Raw genomic sequence first — 25,550 nt, 5'->3', positions numbered from 1 at the left:
TGGGGCCATTGTGGCGGCATGACAATGCCGCCCCATTCCATGACCCTGGTTTCACCCGAAGACACGCTCGCATTGGCGGCCCGATTGGGGACGGAATTGGCCGTTGGCGATGTTCTACTACTGCAAGGTCCGATTGGCAGCGGCAAGACCCATTTCGCACGCAGCCTGATCCAATCTCTGATGCAGGTGCCCGAGGACGTGCCTTCACCTACATTCACGCTGGTGCAGGGCTATGACACTGCGGCAGGCGAAATCTGGCACTGCGATCTCTACCGAATCAGCTCGGTCGATGAGGTTGAGGAACTGGGCCTGATCGATGCCTTTGAGACCGCAATCTGCCTTGTCGAATGGCCCGATAAGCTAGGTCCTTTAGCTCCGCAATCCGCGCTGACCATGTCCTTTGCGATAGATCCGAATGAAACCGAAACACGGCATCTGACACTTACGTGGTCTGACCCGAAATGGACGCATAGACTGGAGGCGATCACATGACAAACCGTGCCGTATTGGCCGAGGCCCTGATCGCGCAGACACCATGGGCTGGCGCCCAGCGCGCGCACCTGGCAGGGGATGCCTCGAACCGACGATATGAACGGCTGACCGACCCGGCGACCGGTCGGACTGCCGTTCTCATGGATGCACCACCAGAAAAGGGTGAGGATGTCGACGCTTTTGTGCGTGTCGCCGAATATCTGCGCTCGGTCGGGCTGAATGCGCCGGAAATCTACGCGGAAGATTCCGAGTTCGGCTTTCTGCTGCTAGAGGATTTTGGCGACGATCTGTTTGCGCGTGTTCTGGATCATGATCCGGGTAAAGAGCGACTGCTTTATGGGGCCGCAACCGATGTTCTGGTGCACCTGCATCAGGCGCCACTGCTGTCACTGCCATCATACGACCCTGCCCTGATGACTGACCTTTCGGCCCTGTCGTTCACCAAATACGCCCAAGGCATTCAGGGCGGTTATGACCACGCAGCGATGGACCGATTTCAAACCCGGTTTTCGGACCTGCTGCATCAGGAAACTTCGGGTCAGAAAGTTGTCATCCAGCGGGATTATCATGCCGAGAATCTGATCTGGTTACCGGACCGGGACGGCGTGCAACGTGTCGGATTGCTGGACTTTCAACTCGCGATGCTGGGGCACCCAGCCTATGATCTGGTGTCGCTGTTGCAAGATGTGCGCCGCTCGGTTTCCGCAGGAACCGAAATGCAGATGATCAATCGCTACATCACGGCCTCTGGTGCAAACGATCACGACTTCAGAGCTGCCTATGCGGTGCTTGGAGCACAGCGGAATCTGCGCATTTTGGGCGGTTTCTCTCGTCTGGCCATGGAGTACGGCAAGCCGAAATACATCGATCTGATTCCGGCCACCTGGTCTCATTTGATGCGCGATCTGGAACACCCTGCCCTGATCCCGGTGGCCCAATTGCTGCGAGACGCTTTGCCCGAACCCACGCCCGACAATCTGGCCAAGCTGAGGGCCGCATGACCGACACTCCAACCGCTGTCATGATGTTTGCTGCCGGGTTTGGCACCCGGATGGGAGGGTTGACGAAGGATCGCCCCAAACCGCTGATCGAAGTGGCTGGCCGCGCCTTGATTGATCACGCGCTGGATCATGTTGAGACGCTGGGGCCGGAACGTGTTGTGGCCAATCTGCACTACCGCGCCGATCAACTGGCGGCGCATCTGATACCCAAGGGTGTGCTCCTGTCGCGGGAAGAGCCTGAGATATTGGAGACCGGCGGGGGGTTGCGTGCTGCCTTGCCCCTGCTGTGCTCGAACCCGGTTTTCACGATGAACACAGATGCCATCTGGGCCGGTCCGAACCCTTTGACATTGCTGCAACAAGCGTGGGATCCCGAGCGCATGGATGCGCTACTGATGTGTATCCCGATTGGGCGCACGATTGGTCACGGCGGTGACGGGGATTTCACCGCCGATGCAGACGGTCGGATCACACGCGGGCCAGGGCTGGTCTATGGCGGGGCGCAGATCATCAAGACCGACGGGTTGCAGGATTTCGCTGAACCGGCCTTTTCGCTGAACCTGCTTTGGAACCGGATGCACGCGCAAAGTCGCCTGTTTGCGGTCGAGTATCCCGGCCGCTGGTGCGACGTTGGGCGACCCGAAGGGATCGCGCTGGCCGAGGGGCTGCTGGCCGATGTTTGACGCCAGCCCCCTGCCCCGTGTCTTTGCCGTTCCACCCGGCGCGGATTTTCCCAAAGCACTGGTTGACGGGCTACGCCAGCGCAGCGCTGGCCCGCCCGAAGCACTGGCCCGCGTGCAACTGGTGGTCAATACCCGCCGGATGGCGCGCCGCGTACGGGACCTGTTCGATGAGGGGCCGCCTTGTCTGCTGCCCCGGCTGTCTTTGGTCACAGATCTGGGCGAAAGCGCTGATCTGGCACAAATTCCACCCGCCATCCCGCCGCTGCGACGGCGCTTGGAGCTGACACAGCTGGTCGCCAAACTGCTGGATCAACAACCGGATTTGGCAGCGCGGGCTTCGCTGTTCGATTTGTCCGACAGCCTGGCCGCATTGATTGATGAGATGCAGGGCGAAGGTGTACATCCCGATGCGATCCGTCAGCTGGATGTCAGTGATTTGTCCGGGCATTGGGCACGCGCACAGGCTTTCATCGGGATCGCAGATCATTTCGTCGATGCGGGCGATCAAACAATGGATGCACCGACCCGGCAACGCCGGGTGGTTGAGGCCCTGATCGCGCGGTGGGCAGAGTCCCCTCCTCAGCACCCGGTCATTCTGGCGGGCTCAACTGGATCGCGGGGCACCACTTTGATGCTGATGCAGGCCATCGCGAGACTGCCGCAGGGGGCACTGATCCTGCCGGGGTTTGATTTCGACCAGCCGCGGGCGGTCTGGGATCGGTTGGATGAGGCGCTGATTTCGGAAGACCATCCGCAGTTCCGGTTCCGAAAACTGATGCGAGAGCTGGGCTTGACCCCAGATCAAATCCAGTCTTGGACAGGGGGTGAGCCCCCCTCTCGCGCACGTAACCGTTTGGTATCATTAGCCTTACGCCCGGCACCCATCACCGATGCGTGGATGTCCGAAGGGCCGCAGCTGACAGATCTGGATCAGGCAACAAAAGACCTGACACTGGTCGAGGCGGATTCACCCCGATCCGAAGCGCTGGCCATCGCCTTGCGCCTGCGTGAGGCCGCAGAAACTGGCCAGACAGCCGCGCTGATCACCCCTGACAGGATGCTGACCCGGCAAGTCAGCGCAGCGCTGGACCGGTGGAACATTTTGCCCGATGACAGCGCGGGTCTGCCCTTGCAGCTGTCACCTCCGGGCCGCTTCCTGCGCCATGTTGCGGGCCTGTTTGCCCGGCGTCTGGACGGTGAGGCGCTGTTGACCCTTCTGAAACACCCCCTCTGCCATGATGGTGGAGAGCGTGGCACCCATCTGCTACAGACCCGCGATCTGGAACTGGACCTGCGTCGCCATGGCCCCCCGTTTCCGGATCGTGTCAGCCTAACGGCGTCGGCTATCCGAACCGAAGCATCCACAGACTGGATTGGCTGGGTTGGTCAGTATTTCTGCGATCAGCAGGTTTCGGGCACGCATCCGCTTTCCGATTGGGTCAGGCGGTTACGGGATCTGGCCGAGGCGATCTCGGCTGGTTCTGCCGGAGAACAGGGTACGCTCTGGGACAAAAACGCAGGCCAAAAAGCGCTGGGCGTCCTGACTGCCCTGCAAGATGAGGCCCAACATGGCGGCCCAATGACCGCACATGACTTTGCAGACCTTTTGGGGGCTTTGCTGGCCGGGGAAGAGGTGCGCGACCGCGACGCACCGCATCCCTATATCATGATCTGGGGCACGCTTGAGGCACGGGTGCAAGGGGCTGATCTGCTGATTCTGGGTGGCCTGAACGAAGGCAGCTGGCCCGAGGCTCCGGCACCGGACCCCTGGCTGAACCGTCAGATGCGCGATAAGGCAGGCCTGTTGCTGCCAGAACGCCGGATCGGCCTTTCGGCACATGATTTTCAGCAAGCCATCGGCGCGCCTGAGGTCTGGCTGACCCGTGCAATCCGCTCGGATGACGCGGAAACTGTGCCCTCCCGTTGGCTGAACCGCCTGACCAATCTGCTGAATGGCCTGCCAGATCAGGGGGGCCGGGCGGCGTTGTCTGACATGAAAGCGCGGGGGAAAACCTACCTGAGTTGGGCCAAGACATTGGAACAGGCGCCTCGGGTCGACCCTGCACACCGGCCATCGCCGCGCCCTCCGGTTGCTGCGCGACCGAACCGTTTGTCGGTGACCGAGATCAAGCGGCTGATCCGCGACCCTTACGCGATCTACGCCAAACATGTACTGCGACTAAGACCGCTTGATCCACTGGTGCAAGCCCCGGATGCGCTGCTGCGGGGGATCGTGGTTCATGAAATTCTCGAACATTTCGTCAAGGAAAGCGTGTTGGATGCCGCCTTGCTGACGCGCGAGAATTTCTTGAAACGCGCCCATGATTTGCTGGAAAAGCACGTCGCATGGCCCACCGCGCGCAAGCTTTGGCTGGCGCGGTTAGACCGAATTGCCGAAGATTTTCTGCGCGCCGAGACCGCCCGACGCGGTGATGGCGGACCGGTGGCCTTTGAAGCGGCAATGAAACTGGCGCTGACTCCACTAGATTTCACCATTGCCGGGCGCGCCGATCGGATTGACCGCAACAGCCGGGGTGTGTTGCGGATCATCGACTACAAAACCGGTGTGCCGCCGAGCGAAAGCCAGCAGGCCAAGTTTGACAAACAATTGCTGATCGAGGCGGCGATGGCCGAACAAGGGGCCATTGAAGGGATCGATCCAACAGACGTGGCCGAGGCGATCTTTATCGGGATGGGTGGCAGCTACAAAGAGGTCGCAGCCCCCCTAGTCAAAGAACCGACCGAGAAGGTCCTGACCGAGCTGAAACAGCTCATTTCCGCCTATTTAGAGCCTGATCAAGGGTTTTCATCCCGCCGGATGCTGCACAAGGACACCGATATTGGCGACTATGATCATCTGGCGCGGTTCGGTGAATGGGACCGTTCTGCCGAAACCCGACCAGAGGATCTGACATGACCGCGCGCAACGATGCGACCGAGCGGCAAGTACAGGCCGCGCGCCCCGACGCCTCGACCTGGCTCGCTGCCAATGCGGGCTCGGGCAAGACACGGGTTCTGACCGACCGCGTGGCACGACTTTTGTTGGATGGGGTGCAGCCGCAGCACATCCTGTGCCTGACCTACACTAAGGCTGCGGCCAGCGAGATGCAAAACCGGTTGTTCAAGCGCCTGGGTGAATGGGCAATGCTGGCTAACCACAGGCTTGAAGGCGAATTGGTCGATTTGGGAGTAACAGGGGCGATTGACCCAGATCGGTTGGCGCAGGCGCGGACCTTGTTTGCCCGTGCGATCGAAACGCCGGGGGGGCTGAAAATTCAGACGATCCACTCGTTCTGCGCTTCACTCCTACGTCGTTTTCCGTTGGAAGCGGGCGTCAGTCCGCAATTTGCAGAAATGGAAGATCGCGCCGCAGCCTTGTTGCGTGAAGAGATCATCGAAGATTTCGCCGAGGGCCCTCAGGCGCCTCTGATCGAAGACGTCGCGCGGTTCATCACCGATACCGGATTTGACAGGCTGACAGCGGCAGTGACCCAAAGGCGGAGCTTGTTTGATCAGCCTTTGCAGTGGTCTGACCTTTTGGATCGCTTTGGTCTGCCGAATGAGTTTGATGAAAACAGTCTGCTGTCCCAGGTATTTATGGGCGGTGAGGTTGAGTTGATTCAATCGCTCCTGCCCGTGCTTATGGAAAGCGGCGGCAACAATGCCAAGGCAGCAACAAAACTGGCCGGATTCACAGAGGCGCGATTGACGCAACTGCCGCTGCTCGAAGGGGTTTTGCTGACAGGCAAGGCGGCGAAAGACCCGTTCTCTGCTAAAATCGGCAGCTTCCCCACGAAAGCCTTGCGCGAAGGCGCGCTGGCTGACCGGATGCCGCAGCTTGAGGTGCTGATGTTGCGGATCGAAGCGGCGCGGGAGCAGCGCCTGGCACTGGTCGCCGCCCAGAAAACCGCCGTTCTGCACCGATTTGCCGCCGCCTTCCTGCCGGAATATGAGCGCCGCAAACAGCTGCGCGGCTGGCTGGATTTCGACGATCTGATCCTGCGCGCGCGACAGGTGCTGAACGACCCGGCCGTGGCGGAATGGGTACTGTATCGACTGGATGGTGGCATCGACCACATTCTGGTCGACGAGGCACAGGACACCAGCCCGGATCAATGGGATGTGATCGAAAAACTGGCACAGGAATTCACCAGCGGGGAAGGGGCCCGGTCCGGGGTCGAACGCACGATTTTCGTGGTCGGGGACAAGAAGCAATCGATCTATTCGTTCCAGGGCGCAGACCCGCAAGCCTTTGATCGGATGCAGGCAGAGTTTGGGCGGAAACTGGCGGAATCAGGCTCTAAGTTGGAGAAATCTGAACTTGCTTATTCCTTTCGTTCCTCAAGCGCGATCCTTTCTTTAGTCAATATTCTGTTTGAAGAGCACGCTGAAGCGGGCTTTCAGGACGAGGCGCTTCACATTGCTTTCAAGGAAAGCTTGCCAGGGCGTGTCGATCTTTGGCCAGCAATTGAGAAGGTTGAGGATGATGAAGACGGCGACTGGACCGACCCGGTAGACCGGCCCGGATCGCGCCATCACACGGTTCTTCTTGCCGACCAGATTGCATCATCGATCCAGGAAATGATTGATGGCGATGTAACGATCCCCGAGGACGGTCAAGAGCCCGGCACTTTCGTGCGTCGCAAAATACAGCCGGGTGATTTTCTGATCCTTGTTCAGCGTCGCTCGGACCTGTTTGCCGAGATCATACGCGCGTGTAAGGCCAAAAGGCTGCCCATCGCAGGGGCGGATCGATTGAAAGTGGGCGCAGAACTGGCGGTCAAAGACCTTGCGGCATTGCTGAGCTTTCTTGCGACGCCTGAGGATAGCCTGGCGCTGGCCACTGTTCTAAAATCCCCGCTGTTCGGCTGGACCGAACAGTCGTTGTTTGATCTGGCCCATCGACGGCAGGAAACCTATCTTTGGGCCGCGCTGCGTAACCGGGCGGAAGAATTCCCCGAAACGCTCGCCATGCTCAACGATTTGCGCAGCCAAATCGACTTTCTGCGGCCTTACGACCTGATCGAGCGCATTCTGACCCGCCACGACGGGCGGCGAAAGCTGCTCGGGCGGCTTGGGGCAGAAGCCGAGGATGGAATCAATGCCCTGCTATCGCAGGCCTTGGCCTATGAACGCACCGATATTCCCAGCCTGACCGGCTTTCTGGTCTGGATGCAGACCGATGATCTGGAAATCAAACGGCAGATGAGCGGTGTGGGCAACATGATCCGCGTCATGACGGTGCATGGCTCAAAAGGGTTGGAGGCGCCCATTGTGATCCTGCCCGACACCGGAAAACGCCAGGCCCCGCGCGATGCCGAGATCATGGTCGCAGATGGGGTGCCGCTTTGGAAAGTTCCGGCGGATGCCTCACCCAAACTGATCACTCGGGCGCGGGAGGAGGCACGTAGTCGGGAAGAAAATGAGCGGTTACGATTGCTCTATGTGGCTCTAACTCGGGCCGAAAAGTGGTTGATCATGGCAGCGGCTGGTGATGTCGGCAAGGACGGGTCTAGCTGGTATCAAATGGTTGAGGCCGCGATGGCGCGGGCAGGGGCGACACAGCTGGAGGCAACAGATACACGCAGGTTGGCACATGGCGATTGGGATGCTTTGCCTCTGGTCGCGCATTCAGAGCCGTCGGAAACATCCCCCAATCTGCCCGACTTCTACGCGCTCCCGATGCAAGATGCGCCTGAGACCCTTGAAACCGTCAGCCCATCCGATCTGGGCGGGGCCAAGGCGCTTCCTGGTGACGCGGGCCAGGATGAAGAGGCCGCAAAGCTGCGCGGCACCCGACTGCACTTGCTGCTGGAGTATTTGCCCGGCACGGCGCACGATAGCTGGCCCGAGCTTTGCGCCCGCGTTCTGCCCGATATGCATGACGGGGAACGAAATGAGCTGCTGGCCGAAGCCACAGCAGTTCTGACAGCCGCACACCTGCAACCAATATTCGCCCCCGATGCTCTGGCAGAGGTTCCCGTGTCTGCCGACCTGAACGGGCAGCGCATGCGTGGGGTTATCGACCGGTTGATCGTGACCGACACCGAAGTACATGTTATTGATTTCAAATCAAATGCTACGGTTCCCACAAACGCCGAAGCCTGCCCCGAAGGCCTGCTGCGTCAGATGGGGGCTTATGCGCAAGCGCTGACACAGATTTATCCTGACAAGACCATCCGCACCGCGATCCTTTGGACGCGCAGTGCTGAACTGATGTGGCTGCCACACGATCTTGTGACGGACGCACTGGCCCGCACCCAGATATCTTGACCTTCCCTACGGCGGCACCTACGTTCTGATCCCAAGTTTACCCCATTCAGGAGACAGAATATGTCGACCGTTGCCGTTACCGACGACACCTTTGACGCCGAAGTCAAGAATTCGGCCGTTCCCGTAGTTGTGGATTTCTGGGCCGAATGGTGCGGCCCCTGTAAACAGATCGGCCCCGCGCTGGAAGAACTGGCCGCCGAGTATGGCGACAAGGTGAAAATCGCCAAGGTCGATGTGGATAGCAACCCGAACGCCGCCGCCGCCATGGGCGTGCGTGGCATCCCGGCGCTGTTCATCTTCAAGGACGGCCAGGTCGTCTCGAACCGGGCAGGCGCGGCGCCGAAGGCCGCTCTGCAAAGCTGGATCGACGAATCCATCTGATCTGTCTGAGATCAGAGAAAGACCAAAGGCGCCTGTACCCGGGCGCCTTTTTTGTTGAAAGATCGGAGGGGGCAGATGGCCAAAACACGGGTATTGGTGGAATTCGGAATGGGAACGTCCCTGCGCCGGGAGGATTACACCGAAGCCGCGCGACGGGCGATCAAGGACGCGCTGTGGCATAACTCGATCAACATGGCCGAGCTGTTCGGCTTTCCCAAAGATTCGATGGTCATAGATGTCGAAATCGGTGTGCAGCAGCCCGAACAGGTGGACACCGACCAGCTCTTGGCTGTGTTTCCCTATGGAAACCCCAGCGTCTCGGTCGCCAAGGGAGGGCTTGATATCGAGAAACCGGGTGAGGAGGGCCGAACGGTGATCGCTAACGCTGCGTTGGCGGTTTCGTTTGATATGGAGGCCGTGCAATGAGCGAACAGCGTATCATTCTTGAAATGGGGATGGGGAACGACCTGTATGGTCAGGATTACACCAAGGCTGCACGACGGGCGGTGCAGGATGCACTACATCATTCCTCGATCACATTGTTTTCGAACCTGGGGATCAATCACGCTGAGATGCGGGTCCAAGTGACGATTGGTGTGCAAAACCCCGATCTGGTCGATTGTGATCTGGTCGCAGACGATCTACCACGCGGCAAAGCTGAGGTGCGCGCGGTTCTGGGTGGACAGGATGTAGTGGATAAGGCCGCTGGCACGCGACATGTGGTTGCCACTGCCGCGATTGAGGCCTTTGTGCCATCTCAGCTAGGGAAATACGTCCAAAGCTGACAAAGAAAAAGCCGCTCGGGGATCCGGGCGGCTGTTCCGATTTGGTGATCCGGTCGAAGGATCAGAGCTTCGCGATATCCGCGCGAACCAAGCCGATGTCTTCCAGCTGAGCGTCGGTCAGCTGAGACAGCAGTTTGCGGGTTTTGCGGCTCTCGTTCCATTCAACAACGGTTTCAAAAGCGTTCGAGAACGCGTCCACTACGTGCAGGATGGTAGCTGCTCCGAGCGGCGCATGAATATTTGCAGTGGTTGCCATTTGCGCAGTCCTTGGATTTGAAACAGCCGACCCGTTGTCGGTTGTAAGCCTCATGTAGGATGCGCGACCCGGACTCACAATTGCTCGTTTGACAGTCCCGATCTGCGTCTATTGCATATCTTTTACGCAGTTTTAGAACGGGTTGCGCCGATCCAGCGCCCGGCCCATATATAGCGACAAGCAGAACGGAGGCTTTCATGGCAGACAGCGATTTCCCCGGTTGGCACGGCACGACCATCATTGGTGTCAAGAAAGGCGGGCAGGTTGTCATTGCCGGGGACGGGCAGGTCAGTCTGGGCCAAACCGTGATCAAGGGCACCGCCCGCAAGGTGCGCCGTCTGTCGCCCGGTGGGTTCGAGGTGCTTGCTGGTTTTGCCGGATCAACTGCCGATGCCTTCACGCTGCTGGAGCGGTTGGAAGCCAAGCTTGAAGCCACGCCCGGCCAACTGGCCCGCGCCTCTGTGGAACTGGCCAAAGATTGGCGCACCGACAAATACCTGCAAAAGCTTGAGGCGATGCTAATTGTCACCGATGGCAAGGACCTGTTGGTGATCACTGGGGCAGGGGATGTGCTGGAACCCGAGCACAACGTGGCTGCCATCGGATCGGGTGGGAACTTCGCCCTCGCCGCAGCACGCGCGATGATGGACAGCGACAAAGAGGCCGAGCAAGTGGCGCGTGAGGCCATGGCCATTGCCGCGGATATCTGCGTCTACACCAACGGCAACCTGACGGTCGAGACAATCTCAGGCTAACAGCGCCTTGATTTCTTTCCCTTTCCACCTCAGGTGCATCCCGATCAGGCCCATCAAGGCCGTCGCGATCACGATGTAGTAGGGCAGGCGGATATCGATGCTCATCAATCCGCCGCCGATCAGCGACATGATGCCCCCCGCAAGGCAGAAGACGGCTGTGGTCACACCCATGACCCAACCCTGATCCGTTTCGGCAACGCTGGAGGAAAACAGGCCCAACAGCGTCGGATAGGACACGCCGAAGAAGAAGTAGAAGAAGAAGACCGGCACATAGCTCAGCACTCCGCTGGGGCTGAAGGCGAAAGCGAAGCCGCAGATCACCATGATGACCAATGAGGTGTAGATGATCTGGTGCTTACTGAATCTCTCCTGCGCCGGCTTGACAAGGAAAGTACTGGAAAAGGCCAGCGCAAAACCGATGACCACCATCGCCATGCTGCCGCCGATCACGCCGTAGCCCCAGGCGCTGGTCAGGAAATTGTCGACAAAGACATAGAAGGTCACGTTGGCGACCATGAACAACGCATAGACCGGCATGATTTTCAGAACCATCGGATGGCCGCGCACGGCGATCAGGCTGTCGGTGATGTCACGCGGGCGAAAGACAAAGGGCTCGCGTTCGGTGCGGGTGTCCTTGAAATATGTCATCACAAGGAAGATGGCGATCAGCACGAGGACAAACGCGCCATAAAACGGGGTTTTTAGGGTGGCATAGCTGCCTAGCAGGGCGGCATCTGACAGGACGGCTCCGATAATCGGGCCGCCCACAAGGCCAAAGCTGACGCCCGTCACGATATACCCCATGTTTCGGTCACGGTCCGCAGCATCTGTGCTACCGTCGATCATTGCTGCCTGCGCGATGGGCTGGTTGCCTGCCGTGAACCCGGTGATCGACCGACCGACAATCAGCATGATCAGACTGTTCATATAGAGCGCCGCGATGGTCAGCGCATAGCCTACCAGCGCCCCGCCCAGACAAACCAGCAAAGCATTCTTGCGCCCGATGGAATCTGAGACTTTCGAGACATAGACCACACCAAGAAACCAGGACAGGAAGAAGCACCCAATCACGAGACCATAGTAGAAATGCCGCCGTCCTTCGGGCGTGCTGTCGGGCAGGAAGCCCGATTTCGTTTCCATGATCAGCGAGTTGATTATCGGAAAAACAAGGCCTTGTCCGATCAGGTCCACAAACACCACAAATAACAGGGTGATCTTGGCGATTTTCGTCATCTCTGCGCTCCTGACCCGCAAGGCATTGAAATCACTGTAACAGAGCAGGCGCGCTTCACCTATAGAAAGCATTGCAAACCGGGTGGTGCATTGCTAACCAACGCTGCCAATACAGCCACTTGGTTGTTTTCATGCTGCACATGATTACCTAAGCCCAAGTTTGACCCGCCGACTGAAAGGACTGCGCCTTGACCGACCTGACCCCGCGCGAGATTGTCTCGGAACTGGACCGTTTCATCATTGGTCAGAAAGATGCGAAGCGCGCCGTTGCCGTGGCGTTGCGCAACCGCTGGCGGCGCAAGCAGTTGTCTGATGACATCCGCGATGAGGTCTATCCAAAAAACATCCTGATGATTGGCCCCACCGGTGTGGGCAAAACCGAGATCAGCCGCCGCCTGGCCAAGCTGGCGCGCGCACCTTTTATCAAGGTCGAGGCCACCAAGTTTACCGAGGTCGGTTACGTGGGCCGTGATGTTGAGCAGATCGTCCGCGACCTAGCTGACGCCGCCATCGTTCAAACCCGTGAATACATGCGCGAGGATGTCAAAGCGCGCGCGCATCAGGCCGCCGAGGATCGTGTAATCACCGCTATTGCAGGCGAAGACGCACGCGAGGGCACGCGTGAGATGTTCCGCAAAAAGCTGAAAGCGGGTGATCTGGATGATACGGAGATCGAGCTGGAGCTATCGGAAACCGCAAACCCGATGCCGATGTTCGATATTCCCGGCCAACCGGGTGGCCAGATGGGGATGATGAATCTGGGCGATATCTTCGGCAAAGCCTTCGGTGGGCGTACCGTCAAGAAACGGATGACCGTTGCCGAAAGCTATGACGCCCTGATCGGCGAAGAGGCCGACAAGCTGCTGGATGATGAAACCGTCAACCGCATCGCGCTGGAATCCGTCGAACAAAACGGCATCGTCTTTCTGGATGAAATCGATAAGGTCTGCGCCCGCTCGGACGCACGCGGCGGCGATGTCAGCCGCGAAGGGGTACAGCGCGACCTGCTGCCCCTGATCGAAGGCACGACGGTCAGCACCAAACATGGCCCGGTGAAAACCGACCACATCCTGTTCATCGCGTCCGGGGCCTTCCACATCGCCAAGCCATCAGACCTATTGCCCGAACTGCAGGGCCGCCTGCCGATCCGTGTAGAACTGCGCGCCCTGACCGAAGAAGATTTCGTGCGCATCCTGACCGAAACTGACAACGCCCTGACCCGCCAATATACCGCCCTGATGGGTACCGAAGAGGTCACGGTCAGCTTTACCGAAGACGGCATTGCGGCGCTGGCGCGGATCGCGGCGGATGTGAACCAGAGCGTCGAAAACATCGGCGCGCGGCGGCTCTACACCGTGATAGAGCGTGTGTTTGAGGAACTGTCCTTTACCGCACCCGACAAGGCCGGGACCGAGATCACCGTCAATGCCGCCTTCGTCGAAGAAAACCTGGGCGAGCTGACCAAATCCACCGACCTGAGCCGTTACGTTCTGTAACAGATTCAGCTGGATTTTGCCGCCGCAGATTCCCCGTGTCACTGGACGCGAGGGCAGAAATCGATAGCTTAGCGCAAAGCATTTCCGAAGGTCTTGTGCATTGCGCTATGTGGTCATTCTGTTTCTGATTTTCTCGGTTGGGGCCTGTGTCGACAGAACCGTCACAGAAACAGTGCCCTCGGCACTGTCTATTGGTACACCCAAGACGGTGTTCGCCAGCACCTCGCGCGCAAAAGAACCGGATGGATCCTATGGGTTCCGGCGCGGCGACAGCCTTCGCTTTCTTGAAACCACTGTTTCAATCCCCCCGACCCATACACCCGGGACGCTTAAGTTTTCATACGCCAATGCAAACCCGAAGAAAGAGTTTGTGCTGGCCAATGTGACTGAATTGGATGGCCCGAACGGGTTAAAAGAAAATCTGCAGGGTCAGGATGACGTGACGATTTTCGTCCATGGCTACAATTCGACCCAGACCGAAACCCTGTTCCGGGCGGCGCAGCTGTCGAATGATATCGGAATACCCGGCTCGATCCTGGTTTATTCATGGCCCAGCCGCGCAACGGGTTTTGGCTATGCCTATGATCTGGACAGCATGCTGTTCGCGCGCGATGGGCTGGAACAAACGGTTCGCAGTTTGAAATCCATGGGCGTGAAACGCGTTGTTCTGGTCGCGCATTCCATGGGCGGCGCGCTGTCGATGGAGATGATGCGACAGGCCGAGTTGAAAGAACCTGGCTGGGCCAAAAGAAATCTGGAGGGTGTTGTTCTGATCTCACCCGATCTGGATGTTGATCTCTTTCGATCTCAGATGACCCGGATTGCAAACCCGCCCGACCCGTTCATCGTGATGGTGTCGCAGAAGGACAAGATACTCAATATCTCGGCCCGTCTGCGCGGGACTGCAGAAGGTGAGCGTTTGGGGAACATCAGTTCGATCGATGCACTAGAGGAATTTCCGATCAACGTGATCGACACAACTGCGTTCAACAGTGATGCGCAATCCTCGCATTTCGTGGCAGCCACTTCGCCAGCGCTTTTGGCGATTCTCGGCTCGGTCCGGCGCGTCAGCGGCACGTTCGGACCAGATGACGGGCGCAGTCGGGGCATCAACACTCTGGTGCCTGAAGATCAACGCAACCCCGATGGCGCAACCGAAATTGTGCTGACCGAAACCGGACAGGCAGAGGTGACAACGCCGTGACGCGGTTCAACCTGCGTCAATTCCTTCATGACAATGCAACCTGGCTTGGCGCTGGTGTCCTGTTGACCTTCCTGTCCAGCTTTGGGCAGACATTCTTCATCTCGGTCTTTGCTGGGGAAATCCGCGCAGCCTATGGGCTGAGCCATGGGGCCTGGGGCGGGCTTTACTCACTGGGCACCTTGGTGGCAGCAGGGGTGATGATCTGGGCCGGTGGCCTGACAGATGTGTTCCGCGTCCGCGTTCTGGGGCCTGTTGTCCTTGCGGGGCTTGCCCTAGCAGCACTTGCGCTGGCTTGGAACACTTGGGTCGCGCTTTTGCCGGTGGTCATCTTTCTGCTGCGGCTGTTCGGGCAGGGGATGAGCACACATCTGGCACAAGTCGCCATGGCACGCTGGTTTACCGCATCACGTGGCAAGGCCCTGTCAATCGCCTCGCTGGGCTATTCCATCGGTGAGGCTCTGCTGCCCCTCAGCTTTGTTGCTGCAATGGCTTTTGTGGATTGGCGCTGGCTTTGGGTTTTGGTGGCAGGTCTGATCCTGCTGGGTATTCCGGTTCTGATCCGTCTACTGCGTCAGGAGCGAACACCCCAAAGCCTTGCGGATGAATATGCGTCAACGGGAATGCAGGGCCGTCACTGGACCCGCCGTGAGGCGCTTTTGCATCCGCTGTTTTGGTGCATGGCGCCAGCTATTCTGGGGCCCTCGGCGTTCATCACGGCCTTTTTCTTCCATCAGGTCCATTTGGCCGAGGTCAAAGACTGGGCTCATATCCAATTGGTGGCCTTGTTCCCGATCTTTACCGTCGTTTCGATCTTCTCAATGTTTGCGGCGGGATGGGCATTGGACAAATGGGGCACCGCCCGGATCATGCCATTCTATCAGATACCAATGGCGATGGGCTTTGGCGTCATGGCCTTCGCAGACACCATTGGTATTGCTTTGATTGGCCTGATCTTCATGGGCATCACCGGCGGGGCCCATAACACATTGCCCAGCGCGTTTTGGGCCGAGTTCTACGGCACCCGGCATATCGGGGCGATCAAAGCCTTGGCGACAGCACTGATGGTGCTGGGCTCTGCCATCGGTCCGGTTTTGACCGGTGTTTTGATCGACATTGGTGTCCCGCTCAGCCTGCAATTCTTGTGGATCGCAGCGTTTTTCCTGCTGGTTTGTGCATTAATCGGTTTGGGTATCCGGCGCGCGAGAACTGATTTCTAACGTGTGCGTCTTAGGTAGACGTAGTAAGCCCCGTCTCCACCATGGCTGATATGGGCCGGGGTCACCTGCATCACCGCCTGCGCCAGCGGCGGGATGGACAACCAGTGCGGCACCTGATTGCGCAGCACGCCGCGCGGGGTCGGGATAGGGCCGGGTTCGTCCCGATCCTTACCCTTGCCGGTAATCACCAGCACCAGCCGCTTGCCTTGTGCCTGCGCCGTCAGAACAAAGCGCACCAGTGCCGGATGTGCTGTTTCAATCCGCATCCCATGCAGGTCCAGCTTGCCCTCGGGCTTCAGCTTGCCGCGCTTCATCCGACCGAACGCCTTGTTGTCCATCTGAACTGGCGCAGCGCGCAACGTTTCCGTTATCGACGGCTTCAAACTGTTTCCGGAAGGTCTGCCTTGATGGGTCTGGCCCAGTTCAAAAGTTTCGAGCCGAGGTTTCGGCAGCTTCTTGGGTGTCGGCTTGGGCAGGGTTGTCGGGCGCACGGTCTGAGGCATCTCGGGATGCAACCGTTCAGCCTGTTTAGTGACCTTGCGCCAAAGCTCGATCTCGTCACTTGTCAGTTTGCGCCGGGTCATCAGAATTCATCCGGCAACAGGGCGTAAGCACGTTGAATGGGTAACAACAGGATCATCCGGCCCGGATCTTTCAACCTACCCGCAGCTTGTCCGGCCTCGTCACCAGTTCCAAAAAAGATATCAGCCCGCTGCGCACCTTTGATGGCAGATCCGGTATCCTGTGCAATCATCAATCGGCGCAGAGGGTTTGCACCATCTTTCTCGACCCAGACCGGTGCACCCAGCGGTGTATACACCGGATCGGCGGCAATACTGCGCATGGTGGTCACAGACCGGTTCATGGCGCCCAACGGCCCCAATTCGGGCGCAACGCGGCTCACTTCGCGGAAGAACACATAGGAAGGGTTGTGAAACAGCAGCTCGGCCCCAGCCTGTGGGTTCTTGCGCACCCAAGCGCGGATCATCTGGGCGCTGACTTCGTGCGATCCCAGAATCCCGCGCCGGATCAGTTCAACGCCTATCGACCGATAAGGGTGCCCATTGGCACCACCATAGCCAACGCGCAATGCGCCACCATCGGGCAGCTTTACCCGGCCCGAGCCCTGAATCTGCAGAAAGAAAAGTTCGACCGGATCATCAACCCAAGCAATTTCCAGGCCACGGCCTTGCATCACATCACTGGTCAGGATTTCCCGACGGCTCAACCATGGCCCATCACTTCGGGCTTCGGGCGGCATTTTGTAGATCGGATATTTGAAGCGTTCGGTGCGGACCCTCGAACCATCGAGTTCAGGCTCGAAATACCCGGTGAACAACGCGTCCTCGCCATCCTCAACCAGAACCGGGCGAAAGAACAGCTCGAAGAAGGCGCGTGCGGCATCCGCATCATAGCTGCGCGCAACACCGCAAAGCGAGCGCCAATCCGGATGTCCCAGATCACCGCAGGTGTTCAGAAAAACGGAAAGGGCCGCGCCGTGATCATCCTCGGCCCAGCCCTGCAAGTCATCAAATGACAGAATGGATCGCGTCACCTCTGCTCCGGTGGCGCTGGCGGTGGTCATTGCACCCACCAGAAAAAGCGACCGGAGCGTTGCAATCATGCGTCCGTGGCAACAAGCAGCCAGTTCGGATCGTCCTTGCCCATCACGCGGGCAAAGGTCCAGCTGTCCTTTTGGCGTTTAACGGTGTTCGGATTGCCTTCGATGATGTCACCACCACGATCCCGCACGACCGAAGTCAACTCACCCACGAACTTCATGGTGATCTCGGCCTCGTTGGTGTCCTTGTCGAATTTCACATCCGTCAGGGTGGTTTCACGCACGCCGATGAATTCCGCCTCGATCGTCAGGCCCTTGTCTTCGCGGTCGGCAACAACCGAAACAAACGTGTCAAACACCTCTTCCGACAGGAAGGGTTGGATTTCATCCAGGTTGCCCTTTTCAAAGCCCATCACGATCATCTCATAGGCACCGCGTGCGCCCTGAACAAACTCGCTGACGGAAAAGCTGGGCTCAATCCGCTTCATCGCGGCCAGAGTTTGCGCCTGATCGCTGTCTTCGGGAACATGGTCGGTGATGTCATGATCGGGTCCGCCCTCGATCACCTCAAAATCACGGCGCGACGAGCCTGTATCGGGCTGATGCGGGACAGGTGGCTTTTCAAAACCCTCACGCGAACCCAATACGCTTTTTAAGCGCAGGATCAGGAAAACGGCAATTCCGGCCAGGACCAGCAACTGGATCATGGGTTCGTTCATTTCATCCTCTTCTCAGAGCCAAGACTTTGTGTACGCGGCCTCTTGCCACTATGTAGGTGACAGTGCGAGGCAAGTCCACAGCCGGGCCATATGGAAAGGATAGCGCAAATGTACCTGTTCTTGGCATTTTTGTTGGTGCCGATCATCGAAATCGCTCTGTTTATTCAAGTGGGTGGTCTGATTGGCCTGTGGCCAACGCTGGGAATTGTGGTTTTTACAGCGGTTTTGGGCACTGTTTTGGTGCGGACACAAGGTCGCATGGCGCTGGGACAGTTGCAGCAATCCTTTGCCAAACTGGATGACCCGACCGAACCGCTGGCCCATGGCGCGATGATCTTGCTGTCAGGCGCGCTGCTTCTGACGCCCGGCTTTTTCACCGATGCTATTGGATTTGCACTGCTTATCCCGGGTGTCCGGGTCGCGGTGTTCCGCTACCTAAAGTCCAAAGTCAAAGTCACCCAATTCCAGATGGGGTCAGGAGCGGGTTTTCATACCCAGCGTCGCCCTTTCGATCAGGGCGATGTGATTGACGGAGAATTTACCGAGGTGCGCCCTCGGAAAGACCCGTCAAAACCATCGAAATGGGTCGAAGGCCCCCACGAGCATTGAGGTGCCGCGCCCAAGTTGATAAGCAGTGGCGAATTTCATTTTTGGAGTAGATCCATGGCCGAAGAAAACGCTGCAGAAAACACTGCGGCACAAACTGCCCCTCAGGTGCAAATGCGCGTTCTGGGACAGTTCATCCGCGATATGTCCTTTGAAAACGTGATGGCGCAAAAAGGCGTGTCGGGTGACGTACAGCCCGAAATTCAGGTTCAGGTTAACCTGGATGCCAAGAAACGCCCGAACGAGCATCAGTTCGAAGTGTCGATCAAATTGAACCTGACCTCCAAAGCCAAAGGCATGGATGATGTCCTGTTCCTATGCGAGCTTGACTATTGTGGCCTATTCCATGTGGAAGGTGTGCCAGAAGATCAGATGCACCCGTTCCTGATGATCGAATGCCCCCGGATGCTGTTCCCGTTCCTGCGCCGCATCGTCAGCGATGTAACCCGTGACGGTGGTTTCCCACCGGTTAACTTGGACAATATCGATTTCGTCGCGCTGTATCGCAACGAGTTGATGCGCCGTCAGGCAGCTCAGGCGGAAAAGACCGACGCCTAAGGTTCTGACCCGTGCCTGAATGGATCAGGCGCGGGTCCACAGGGCGCTGTCGCCCAATTTCTCGACAAATACCTCATGCGCTGCGCGTTCCTCATCGGTGATCCGAGAGGGCAGCGGTGTTGCGCGTGGGCTTGGCCGCCAATCATCTGCTCCACCTGGACCCGAGGCAGCAGAGGTGGACAGGCCGAAATCTGGCTGACGGCCGCCGATCAGTTCCAGATAGACCTCGGCCAAGATCTCCGAGTCGAGCAAGGCCCCGTGCAGCACCCGGTTCGAATTATCGATGTTGAACCGACGGCATAGCGCATCCAAAGACGCAGGCGAGCCGGGAAAGCGTTTCCGCGCGATGGCCAACGTATCAATTGCTTGATCCATCGGCAGCGGGGCCATACCCATCCATTTTAGTTCTGCGTTCAGGAACTTCATGTCGAATGAGGCGTTGTGGATCACCAGCTTTGCGTCGCCGACAAAATCGCGAAACCCCTGACCGACCTTGGCGAAAACCGGCTTGTCTTTCAATGTAACTTCACCCTTTTCAGCCGGGCGCGGAGTTTCCAGCAGGTCGGGGCCAATCCCATGCACACCAAACGCCTCTTCCGGCATGGACCGTTCGGGGTTGATATAGACATGATAGGTCTCACCCGTGGCGACATGGTTCCACAATTCAACCGCGCCGATTTCCACGATCCGATCCCCGCTTTCGGGATCGAACCCAGTGGTTTCGGTATCAAGTACAATCTCACGCATCTGCCGTCCCCGCCCGTATCTGCCTGACCACATCTTGCACCTGTGCGCGAGCGTGGTCCAGAGTGTCGGTCACGATCACATAATCCGACCGCGCGCATTTCTCGTCATTTGGCATTTGTTTGGCGCGGATCTGTTCGAACTGCGCCTCGGTCATCGTGCCTCGCGACATGACCCGGCGCTTTTGTTCTTCGGGTGGAATAGAAACACAGGCTACCGCGTCCATGGCTTCATTGCCGCCGGTTTCGAATAGCAGGGGAATGTCAAAGACCAGAATATCCGCTGTTGCGTTTTCGCGGAATGTGGCACGGTCTGCCGCGACCAGAGGGTGGACAATGGCCTCAATGGCTCTCAACGCAGACCCGTCCTGTGAAATAATCTGTTTCAACGCCTCCCGGCTGACCGCTCCGTCAATGATGGCGTCAGGATAGGCCGTACCCATCGGGGCAACCGCCGCACCACCCGGCGCATAAAGCCGGTGCACAGCCGCGTCCGCATCCCACAGCGCGCAGCCTTCGTCGACAAACATCTGAGCCGTGGTGCTTTTGCCCATACCAATCGAGCCGGTCAGGCCAAGCGCAAAACTCATGCCAGGGCCGCCGCGCGGGTGTCGGCGTCGACCTCTGGGCGAACGCCGAACCAGCGCTCGAACCCAGGAACCGCTTGATGCAGCAACATGCCCAACCCATCGACCGTGGTGCACCCGGCCTCTTCCGCCATTTTCAGAAGGTTGGTTTTCAGCGGCGCGTAAACCAGATCAGTCACCACCGCACCAGGCTGCAACCCATCCAATGGCACCCGCAGTTCCGGTTGGCCCTGCATGCCCAGAGACGTTGTGTTCACCACAAGTTCTGCATTTTCAACGACATTTCCGGCCTGAACCCAATCGACCACGGTAATGCGCTGACCGAATTCTTCTTTCAGGTGGTCCGCCCGCGCACGGGTGCGGTTGGTCAGCAGAATCTCGGGCACCCCCGCATCCGCCAACGCTTGTAACACTGCCCGTGCCGCGCCGCCTGCGCCGAACACAACCGCCGGGCCATCCTTGGCGTTCCAATCCGGCGCGCCGTTGCGAAGGTTTTCCATAAACCCGAAGCCGTCGGTGTTGTCGGCATGAATTGAACCATCTTCGCGGAACACCAATGTATTCGCAGCCCCGATCACCGTTGCCCGGTCAGAGACATGATCAGCAATCCGCAAAGCGGCTTCTTTATGGGGCACGGTCACGTTCGCGCCGACAAACCCGGCCTTGGGCAGTGTTCGCAACACAGCCTCAAGATCCGCTGGGACCACATCCATTGGAATATAGTGTCCGGGCAAGCCATAGGTTTTTAACCAATGCCCGTGCAGTTTGGGCGACCGCGAATGCCCGATCGGATGCCCAATCACCCCGGCCAGGGGAACACGATAGTCCGTCATTGATCGATCACCCCTTTGACAGCCAGGTAATTGAGCAGCTCCAACAGGGGCATACCCAAAACGTTAAAGTAGTCGCCGTCAATGGTCGCAAACAGGCGTACACCTTCTTCTTCCAGTTTATAGGCCCCAACCGCGTGGCGAATGCTATCCCAGTTCCGGTCAACATAGTCGCGCAGATAGGCATCTGAGCTCATCCGCATCCGCAGACGGACCTGACCCACATGCCGCCAGATCGGCTCTCCATCCTGATAAATCACCGCTGCAGACAACAGCATATGCCGCTTGCCCCGCATTGCCTTGAGTTGCGAAAACGCGTCTTCGGGCGTGTCCGGTTTCGATAGCAGTTGCCCCTCAAAATCCAACACCTGATCACACCCCAGCACCATCGCGCCAGGAGATTTATCACTGATCTTACGCGCTTTCATTTCCGCGAGCGCATCAGCGATATCACGCGGCGCGGCATCCTCAGCCAAAAGCGCACGTTTCATGGTATCCTCGTCCACACGCGCCACTTGAACACTAAAAGGCACACCTGCATTTTTCAGCAGCTGTGCACGAATGGTTGAGCCCGAGGCCAGGATGATGGGGACAGACATGTGGAAAACCCCGTGTGCAAATCAATGAGCGGTCTTGAACGCTTTGTATGGTTTTCAGATTGACACGCAAGCCCGGGAAAACCCCGCAAAACTTCCCTGAGTCGCTCAAACACTGTCCAGCCGGGACAAGGATAAGTCTGGATCACAGGATAACTCTATCCCCCATAGATATTCCGTCAGTTATCCCCAGCTTTCTAAGAATGATAAAGTTATAAGTAATTGATATATATATGATATTTATGAAATTCACAATAATCATCTAAGCTTCGGTAAAATTGTCCACCTGGGGAAAACTGAAGGGCAAAAAAGTAATCCACGAAAATTACCTACACTACAAAACCATCATCCTTTCTTCTTTCTTCTTTTTTTATTAGGGAAAGGGTCGAACAACGTTCGGAGCCAGAATGACTGATCTTCTTTTCACGATCTACCCGTGGGTGAAGGCGCTCCATATTATGGCCGTGATCTCATGGATGGCCGGCTTGTTCTATTTACCACGCCTGTTTGTTTATCACGTCGAAAAGGCACAATCGGTCGATGGTGCAAAAGAAATTTTCTTTGAAATGGAAGAAAAGCTACTTCGGGTGATCATGGGACCGGCCAGTATCGTGGCTTGGGCCTGTGGGATGATCATGCTGTTCACACCAGGCATCGTCAGTTGGGATTTTGTCTGGCCTTGGACCAAAGGGGCGGCTGTGATCGGGATGACTTGGTTTCATCATTGGCTCATGGCGCGCCGAAAGGACTTTGTTGCAGGCCGAAACACGCTCACAGGGCGTCAGTATCGCATGATGAATGAGGTTCCGACCGTTTTGATGGTGATCATCGTCCTGTCGGTTGTTTTGAAGTTCTGACGGCCTGTTTGACTCTTTCCAACTAAGCGCTTATCTACACCGCAACACGCCCGTCCGGGCGGCGTATTTTCCGTACTGAAATTCCACTTCGTGCCGCACTATCAGCGGTGAAGGTATGTATCATGACAACTGAATCCCTGAATCTGGCCGATCTGAAAGCCAAAAGCCCCAAAGACCTTCTGGCGATGGCCGAAGAGCTGGAGATCGAAAACGCCTCGACCATGCGTAAAGGCGAAATGATGTTCCAGATCCTGCGCGAACGCGCGGATGAGGGCTGGACCGTTGGCGGTGACGGCGTGCTGGAAGTCCTGCAAGACGGCTTCGGCTTCCTCCGCTCGCCCGAGGCGAACTATCTGCCGGGTCCTGATGACATCTATGTCTCGCCCGATATGATCCGTCTGCATTCGCTGCGGACCGGCGACACTGTCGAAGGTGAGATTAAGGCGCCCGATGATAATGAGCGTTACTTTGCGCTGACCAAGGTCACCAAGATCAACTTTGAAGATCCTGAGAAGGCCAAGCACAAGATCCTGTTCGACAACCTGACGCCGCTCTACCCAGATGAGCGTCTGAAGATGGAGATCGAGGATCCGACCATCAAGGATAAGTCGGCCCGTGTGATCGACCTGGTCTCGCCCATCGGTAAAGGTCAGCGCTCGCTGATTGTGGCGCCGCCGCGGACCGGTAAGACGGTGATCTTGCAAAACATCGCACACTCGATCGAACAGAACCACCCGGAATGTTACCTGATCGTCCTGCTGATCGACGAGCGCCCGGAAGAGGTGACGGACATGCAGCGTTCGGTGAAGGGTGAGGTTGTGTCCTCGACCTTTGACGAACCTGCAACGCGCCACGTGGCCGTGTCGGAGATGGTCATTGAAAAAGCCAAGCGTTTGGTCGAACATAAACGAGATGTTGTTATTCTTCTCGACTCAATCACAAGACTTGGTAGGGCGTTTAACACTGTGGTCCCATCCTCGGGTAAAGTTCTGACCGGTGGTGTGGATGCGAATGCTCTGCAACGGCCCAAGCGGTTCTTTGGTGCTGCGCGGAACATTGAAGAGGGTGGCTCGCTGACCATCATCGCGACTGCATTGATCGATACCGGCAGCCGGATGGACGAGGTCATCTTTGAAGAATTCAAAGGAACCGGTAACTCGGAAATCGTTCTGGACCGCAAAATTGCAGACAAGCGCGTGTTCCCGGCGATCGATATTCTCAAGTCCGGTACCCGGAAAGAAGACCTACTGGTCGACAAGGGCGATCTGGCCAAGACCTTTGTTCTGCGTCGCATCCTCAACCCGATGGGCACGACCGACGCAATCGAATTCCTGTTGTCGAAGTTGAAACAGACCAAGACAAACGGCGAGTTCTTCGATTCGATGAACACTTGACACAGGTCTTAACTGACGCGAGGCCTTCGAATGGATACGATATTCGCCTTGGCCAGTGCGCAGGGCAAAGCTGGGGTGGCGGTCATCCGCCTCTCGGGTCCTGAAGCACATCACGCTGCGGCCGGGATGTCGGGCGGTGCCCTGTCACCGCGAGGTATGGCCTTTCGCACCTTGCGTGATCCTTGCGGCTCTCGGTTGGACGATGGGTTGGTCCTGACTTTCCAGGCGCCATCCAGTTTTACCGGCGAAGACGTTGCTGAACTGCAAATTCACGGCAGTACAGCTACCGTGGACGCTGTGATACGATACCTGTCTGATGTGGATGGCGTGCGTTTGGCCGACCCCGGAGAATTCACCCGTCGGGCGTTGGAAAATGGTAAATTGGACCTGACACAGGTCGAAGGCCTTGCCGATCTGATCGACGCTGAAACCGAAGCACAGCGACAGCAAGCTCAAACCATACTAGCAGGGGAGTTGGGGCAGCTTGCCGAACGTTGGCGGCGCGACCTGATCCGAGCAGCTTCGTTGTTGGAAGCTGTGATTGACTTCGCGGATGAGGAGGTTCCAACAGATGTTACGCCCGAAGTTCGACAGCTGATTTCTGGTGTTGCTGATGACATTCAGCGCGAGGCTGATGGTGTTCAGATTGCTGAACGCATTCGAACCGGGTTTGAAGTGGCGATCATTGGGCTGCCGAATGCAGGTAAATCAACCCTGCTAAACGCGCTTGCGGGGCGCGAGGCTGCTATCACTTCGGAATATGCGGGAACCACGCGGGACGTGATTGAGGTACGCATGGACCTCTCGGGGTTGCCTGTAACGCTGTTGGACACCGCTGGTTTGCGAGAAACCGAAGACCATGTTGAAAACCTTGGCATCGAACGGGCGCGCAAACGCGCAGAAACTGCTGATCTGCGCGTTTTTCTTTCCGACGATCCCTTGGAACTTGGCGTACCAATTCAAGCGGGGGACATCCTGGTTCGACCGAAATCAGATCTTCGACCAGATATCGAAGATGGGGTTTCCGGGAAAACCGGCCAGGGAATTGATCTGTTGATTAACAACATATCGCGTGTGTTGAATGGTCGTACCACTAGCCAGGGTATAGCTACACGGGAGCGGCACAGGGTTGCGCTGATTGCTGCAAAGCGTGCTTTGGACAGCGCAATGTCGGTTCTGGAATCAGGTCCAGACCTGTATGATATCGCAGCAGAGGAAATGCGTACTGCAATCCGGGCGCTTGAATCTTTGGTGGGCAGAATAGGTGTCGAAGATCTATTGGATGAAATCTTCTCAAGTTTCTGCCTTGGGAAATAAGGAGTG

General features: G+C 57.6%; 26 protein-coding genes. 17 read left to right on the top strand and 9 right to left on the bottom strand.

The features are described 5' to 3' along the window. Positions 1-18 precede the first annotated feature (18 nt). From tsaE to ACR0JX_RS10405, 8 genes are all read left to right on the top strand, one after another. Positions 19-492 carry a tRNA (adenosine(37)-N6)-threonylcarbamoyltransferase complex ATPase subunit type 1 TsaE gene (gene tsaE, locus ACR0JX_RS10440; protein WP_480543732.1) on the top strand — a complete coding sequence of 158 codons (474 nt, stop codon included), beginning with the start codon at positions 19-21 and terminating at the stop codon, positions 490-492. Further along, positions 489-1,493, top strand: coding sequence for an aminoglycoside phosphotransferase family protein (locus ACR0JX_RS10435; RefSeq protein WP_480543731.1), 1,005 nt, complete (start codon positions 489-491; stop codon positions 1,491-1,493). The genes tsaE and ACR0JX_RS10435 overlap by 4 nt, the downstream gene beginning before the upstream one ends. Continuing rightward, complete coding sequence (locus ACR0JX_RS10430; protein WP_480543730.1) at positions 1,490-2,176, top strand: nucleotidyltransferase family protein; 687 nt, start codon at positions 1,490-1,492, stop codon at positions 2,174-2,176. The genes ACR0JX_RS10435 and ACR0JX_RS10430 overlap by 4 nt, the downstream gene beginning before the upstream one ends. After that, entirely contained in the window at positions 2,169-5,093 is a 2,925-nt protein-coding gene (gene addB / locus ACR0JX_RS10425; protein ID WP_480543729.1) for a double-strand break repair protein AddB, read from the top strand. Before ACR0JX_RS10430 ends, addB begins: the two co-directional genes overlap by 8 nt. Beyond that, entirely contained in the window at positions 5,090-8,449 is a 3,360-nt protein-coding gene (addA, locus tag ACR0JX_RS10420) for a double-strand break repair helicase AddA (RefSeq protein WP_480543728.1), read from the top strand. The genes addB and addA overlap by 4 nt, the downstream gene beginning before the upstream one ends. Before the next feature lie 60 nt (positions 8,450-8,509). Beyond that, positions 8,510-8,830: a thioredoxin gene (trxA, locus tag ACR0JX_RS10415; protein WP_170534304.1), complete on the top strand. Its 321-nt coding sequence runs from the start codon at positions 8,510-8,512 to the stop codon at positions 8,828-8,830. A gap of 75 nt (positions 8,831-8,905) precedes the next feature. Further along, positions 8,906-9,256 carry a Lin0512 family protein gene (locus ACR0JX_RS10410; protein WP_480543727.1) on the top strand — a complete coding sequence of 117 codons (351 nt, stop codon included), beginning with the start codon at positions 8,906-8,908 and terminating at the stop codon, positions 9,254-9,256. Further along, positions 9,253-9,615 (top strand): Lin0512 family protein, encoded by a 363-nt coding sequence (locus ACR0JX_RS10405; protein WP_480543726.1) that lies wholly within the window; start codon positions 9,253-9,255, stop codon positions 9,613-9,615. Before ACR0JX_RS10410 ends, ACR0JX_RS10405 begins: the two co-directional genes overlap by 4 nt. A gap of 61 nt (positions 9,616-9,676) precedes the next feature. Here the strand turns inward: ACR0JX_RS10405 and ACR0JX_RS10400 are convergent, their stop codons facing one another. Then, positions 9,677-9,871 carry a DUF1127 domain-containing protein gene (locus ACR0JX_RS10400; protein WP_170534298.1) on the bottom strand — a complete coding sequence of 65 codons (195 nt, stop codon included), beginning with the start codon at positions 9,869-9,871 and terminating at the stop codon, positions 9,677-9,679. A 197-nt stretch (positions 9,872-10,068) separates the two neighbouring features. On the opposite strand from ACR0JX_RS10400, the gene hslV reads away from it, so the two are divergent. After that, complete coding sequence (gene hslV / locus ACR0JX_RS10395) at positions 10,069-10,626, top strand: ATP-dependent protease subunit HslV (RefSeq protein ID WP_480543725.1); 558 nt, start codon at positions 10,069-10,071, stop codon at positions 10,624-10,626. Here hslV and ACR0JX_RS10390 read toward each other — a convergent pair. Then, on the bottom strand, positions 10,618-11,859 hold the full coding sequence (locus ACR0JX_RS10390) for an MFS transporter (RefSeq protein WP_480543724.1): 1,242 nt from the start codon (positions 11,857-11,859) through the stop codon (positions 10,618-10,620). The genes hslV and ACR0JX_RS10390 overlap by 9 nt on opposite strands. Positions 11,860-12,047: 188 nt before the next feature. Here ACR0JX_RS10390 and hslU point away from each other — a divergent pair, with 188 nt between their 5' ends. The 3 genes from hslU to ACR0JX_RS10375 all read left to right on the top strand — a co-directional run bounded on the left by hslU (position 12,048) and on the right by ACR0JX_RS10375 (position 15,776). Next, complete coding sequence (hslU, locus tag ACR0JX_RS10385; protein WP_480543723.1) at positions 12,048-13,355, top strand: ATP-dependent protease ATPase subunit HslU; 1,308 nt, start codon at positions 12,048-12,050, stop codon at positions 13,353-13,355. A 100-nt stretch (positions 13,356-13,455) separates the two neighbouring features. Beyond that, positions 13,456-14,559, top strand: coding sequence for an alpha/beta hydrolase (locus tag ACR0JX_RS10380; protein ID WP_480543722.1), 1,104 nt, complete (start codon positions 13,456-13,458; stop codon positions 14,557-14,559). Then, the gene (locus ACR0JX_RS10375) at positions 14,556-15,776 is read left to right on the top strand and encodes an MFS transporter (RefSeq protein WP_480543721.1); all 1,221 of its coding nucleotides are present in this window, start codon (positions 14,556-14,558) and stop codon (positions 15,774-15,776) included. The genes ACR0JX_RS10380 and ACR0JX_RS10375 overlap by 4 nt, the downstream gene beginning before the upstream one ends. Here the strand turns inward: ACR0JX_RS10375 and ACR0JX_RS10370 are convergent. From ACR0JX_RS10370 to ACR0JX_RS10360, 3 genes are read right to left on the bottom strand one after another with little or no spacing between them, the layout of a single operon-like run. After that, positions 15,773-16,360, bottom strand: coding sequence for a Smr/MutS family protein (locus ACR0JX_RS10370; protein WP_480543720.1), 588 nt, complete (start codon positions 16,358-16,360; stop codon positions 15,773-15,775). The two genes, ACR0JX_RS10375 and ACR0JX_RS10370, sit on opposite strands and share 4 nt — an antisense overlap. After that, entirely contained in the window at positions 16,360-17,400 is a 1,041-nt protein-coding gene (mltA, locus tag ACR0JX_RS10365) for a murein transglycosylase A (RefSeq protein ID WP_480543719.1), read from the bottom strand. Before mltA ends, ACR0JX_RS10370 begins: the two co-directional genes overlap by 1 nt. Continuing rightward, positions 17,397-18,056 (bottom strand): Tim44/TimA family putative adaptor protein, encoded by a 660-nt coding sequence (locus ACR0JX_RS10360; protein WP_170534284.1) that lies wholly within the window; start codon positions 18,054-18,056, stop codon positions 17,397-17,399. Before ACR0JX_RS10360 ends, mltA begins: the two co-directional genes overlap by 4 nt. A gap of 108 nt (positions 18,057-18,164) precedes the next feature. Between ACR0JX_RS10360 and ACR0JX_RS10355 the strand changes: the two genes are divergently transcribed. Both ACR0JX_RS10355 and secB read left to right on the top strand, forming a co-directional pair. Beyond that, complete coding sequence (locus tag ACR0JX_RS10355; RefSeq protein WP_480543718.1) at positions 18,165-18,665, top strand: FxsA family protein; 501 nt, start codon at positions 18,165-18,167, stop codon at positions 18,663-18,665. A 54-nt stretch (positions 18,666-18,719) separates the two neighbouring features. Next, positions 18,720-19,220 carry a protein-export chaperone SecB gene (gene secB / locus ACR0JX_RS10350; RefSeq protein ID WP_170534282.1) on the top strand — a complete coding sequence of 167 codons (501 nt, stop codon included), beginning with the start codon at positions 18,720-18,722 and terminating at the stop codon, positions 19,218-19,220. Between the two features lie 24 nt (positions 19,221-19,244). Here secB and dnaQ read toward each other — a convergent pair whose 3' ends face one another. From dnaQ to ACR0JX_RS10330, 4 genes are read right to left on the bottom strand one after another with little or no spacing between them, the layout of a single operon-like run. Beyond that, the gene (dnaQ, locus tag ACR0JX_RS10345) at positions 19,245-19,967 is read right to left on the bottom strand and encodes a DNA polymerase III subunit epsilon (RefSeq protein WP_480543717.1); all 723 of its coding nucleotides are present in this window, start codon (positions 19,965-19,967) and stop codon (positions 19,245-19,247) included. Continuing rightward, positions 19,960-20,553, bottom strand: a complete 594-nt coding sequence (coaE, locus tag ACR0JX_RS10340; RefSeq protein ID WP_480543716.1) for a dephospho-CoA kinase — start codon at positions 20,551-20,553, stop codon at positions 19,960-19,962. The genes dnaQ and coaE overlap by 8 nt, the downstream gene beginning before the upstream one ends. Next, the gene (locus tag ACR0JX_RS10335) at positions 20,550-21,383 is read right to left on the bottom strand and encodes a shikimate dehydrogenase (protein WP_480543715.1); all 834 of its coding nucleotides are present in this window, start codon (positions 21,381-21,383) and stop codon (positions 20,550-20,552) included. Before ACR0JX_RS10335 ends, coaE begins: the two co-directional genes overlap by 4 nt. After that, entirely contained in the window at positions 21,380-21,979 is a 600-nt protein-coding gene (locus ACR0JX_RS10330; RefSeq protein WP_480543714.1) for a Maf family protein, read from the bottom strand. Before ACR0JX_RS10330 ends, ACR0JX_RS10335 begins: the two co-directional genes overlap by 4 nt. Positions 21,980-22,383: 404 nt before the next feature. Between ACR0JX_RS10330 and ACR0JX_RS10325 the strand changes: the two genes are divergently transcribed. The 3 genes from ACR0JX_RS10325 to mnmE all read left to right on the top strand — a co-directional run bounded on the left by ACR0JX_RS10325 (position 22,384) and on the right by mnmE (position 25,544). Further along, positions 22,384-22,833, top strand: a complete 450-nt coding sequence (locus ACR0JX_RS10325; RefSeq protein WP_480543713.1) for a CopD family protein — start codon at positions 22,384-22,386, stop codon at positions 22,831-22,833. Between the two features lie 122 nt (positions 22,834-22,955). Next, a complete protein-coding gene (rho, locus tag ACR0JX_RS10320) occupies positions 22,956-24,227 on the top strand; it encodes a transcription termination factor Rho (protein ID WP_170656900.1) in 1,272 nt (423 codons plus the stop codon). A gap of 30 nt (positions 24,228-24,257) precedes the next feature. After that, positions 24,258-25,544: a tRNA uridine-5-carboxymethylaminomethyl(34) synthesis GTPase MnmE gene (mnmE, locus tag ACR0JX_RS10315; RefSeq protein WP_480543712.1), complete on the top strand. Its 1,287-nt coding sequence runs from the start codon at positions 24,258-24,260 to the stop codon at positions 25,542-25,544. Positions 25,545-25,550: the final 6 nt, after the last annotated feature.

The sequence above is a fragment of the Ruegeria sp. AH7 genome, from assembly GCF_056541325.1.
Note: the sequence above shows the minus strand (reverse complement) of the source record. Positions and strands in the feature narration are given on the sequence as shown.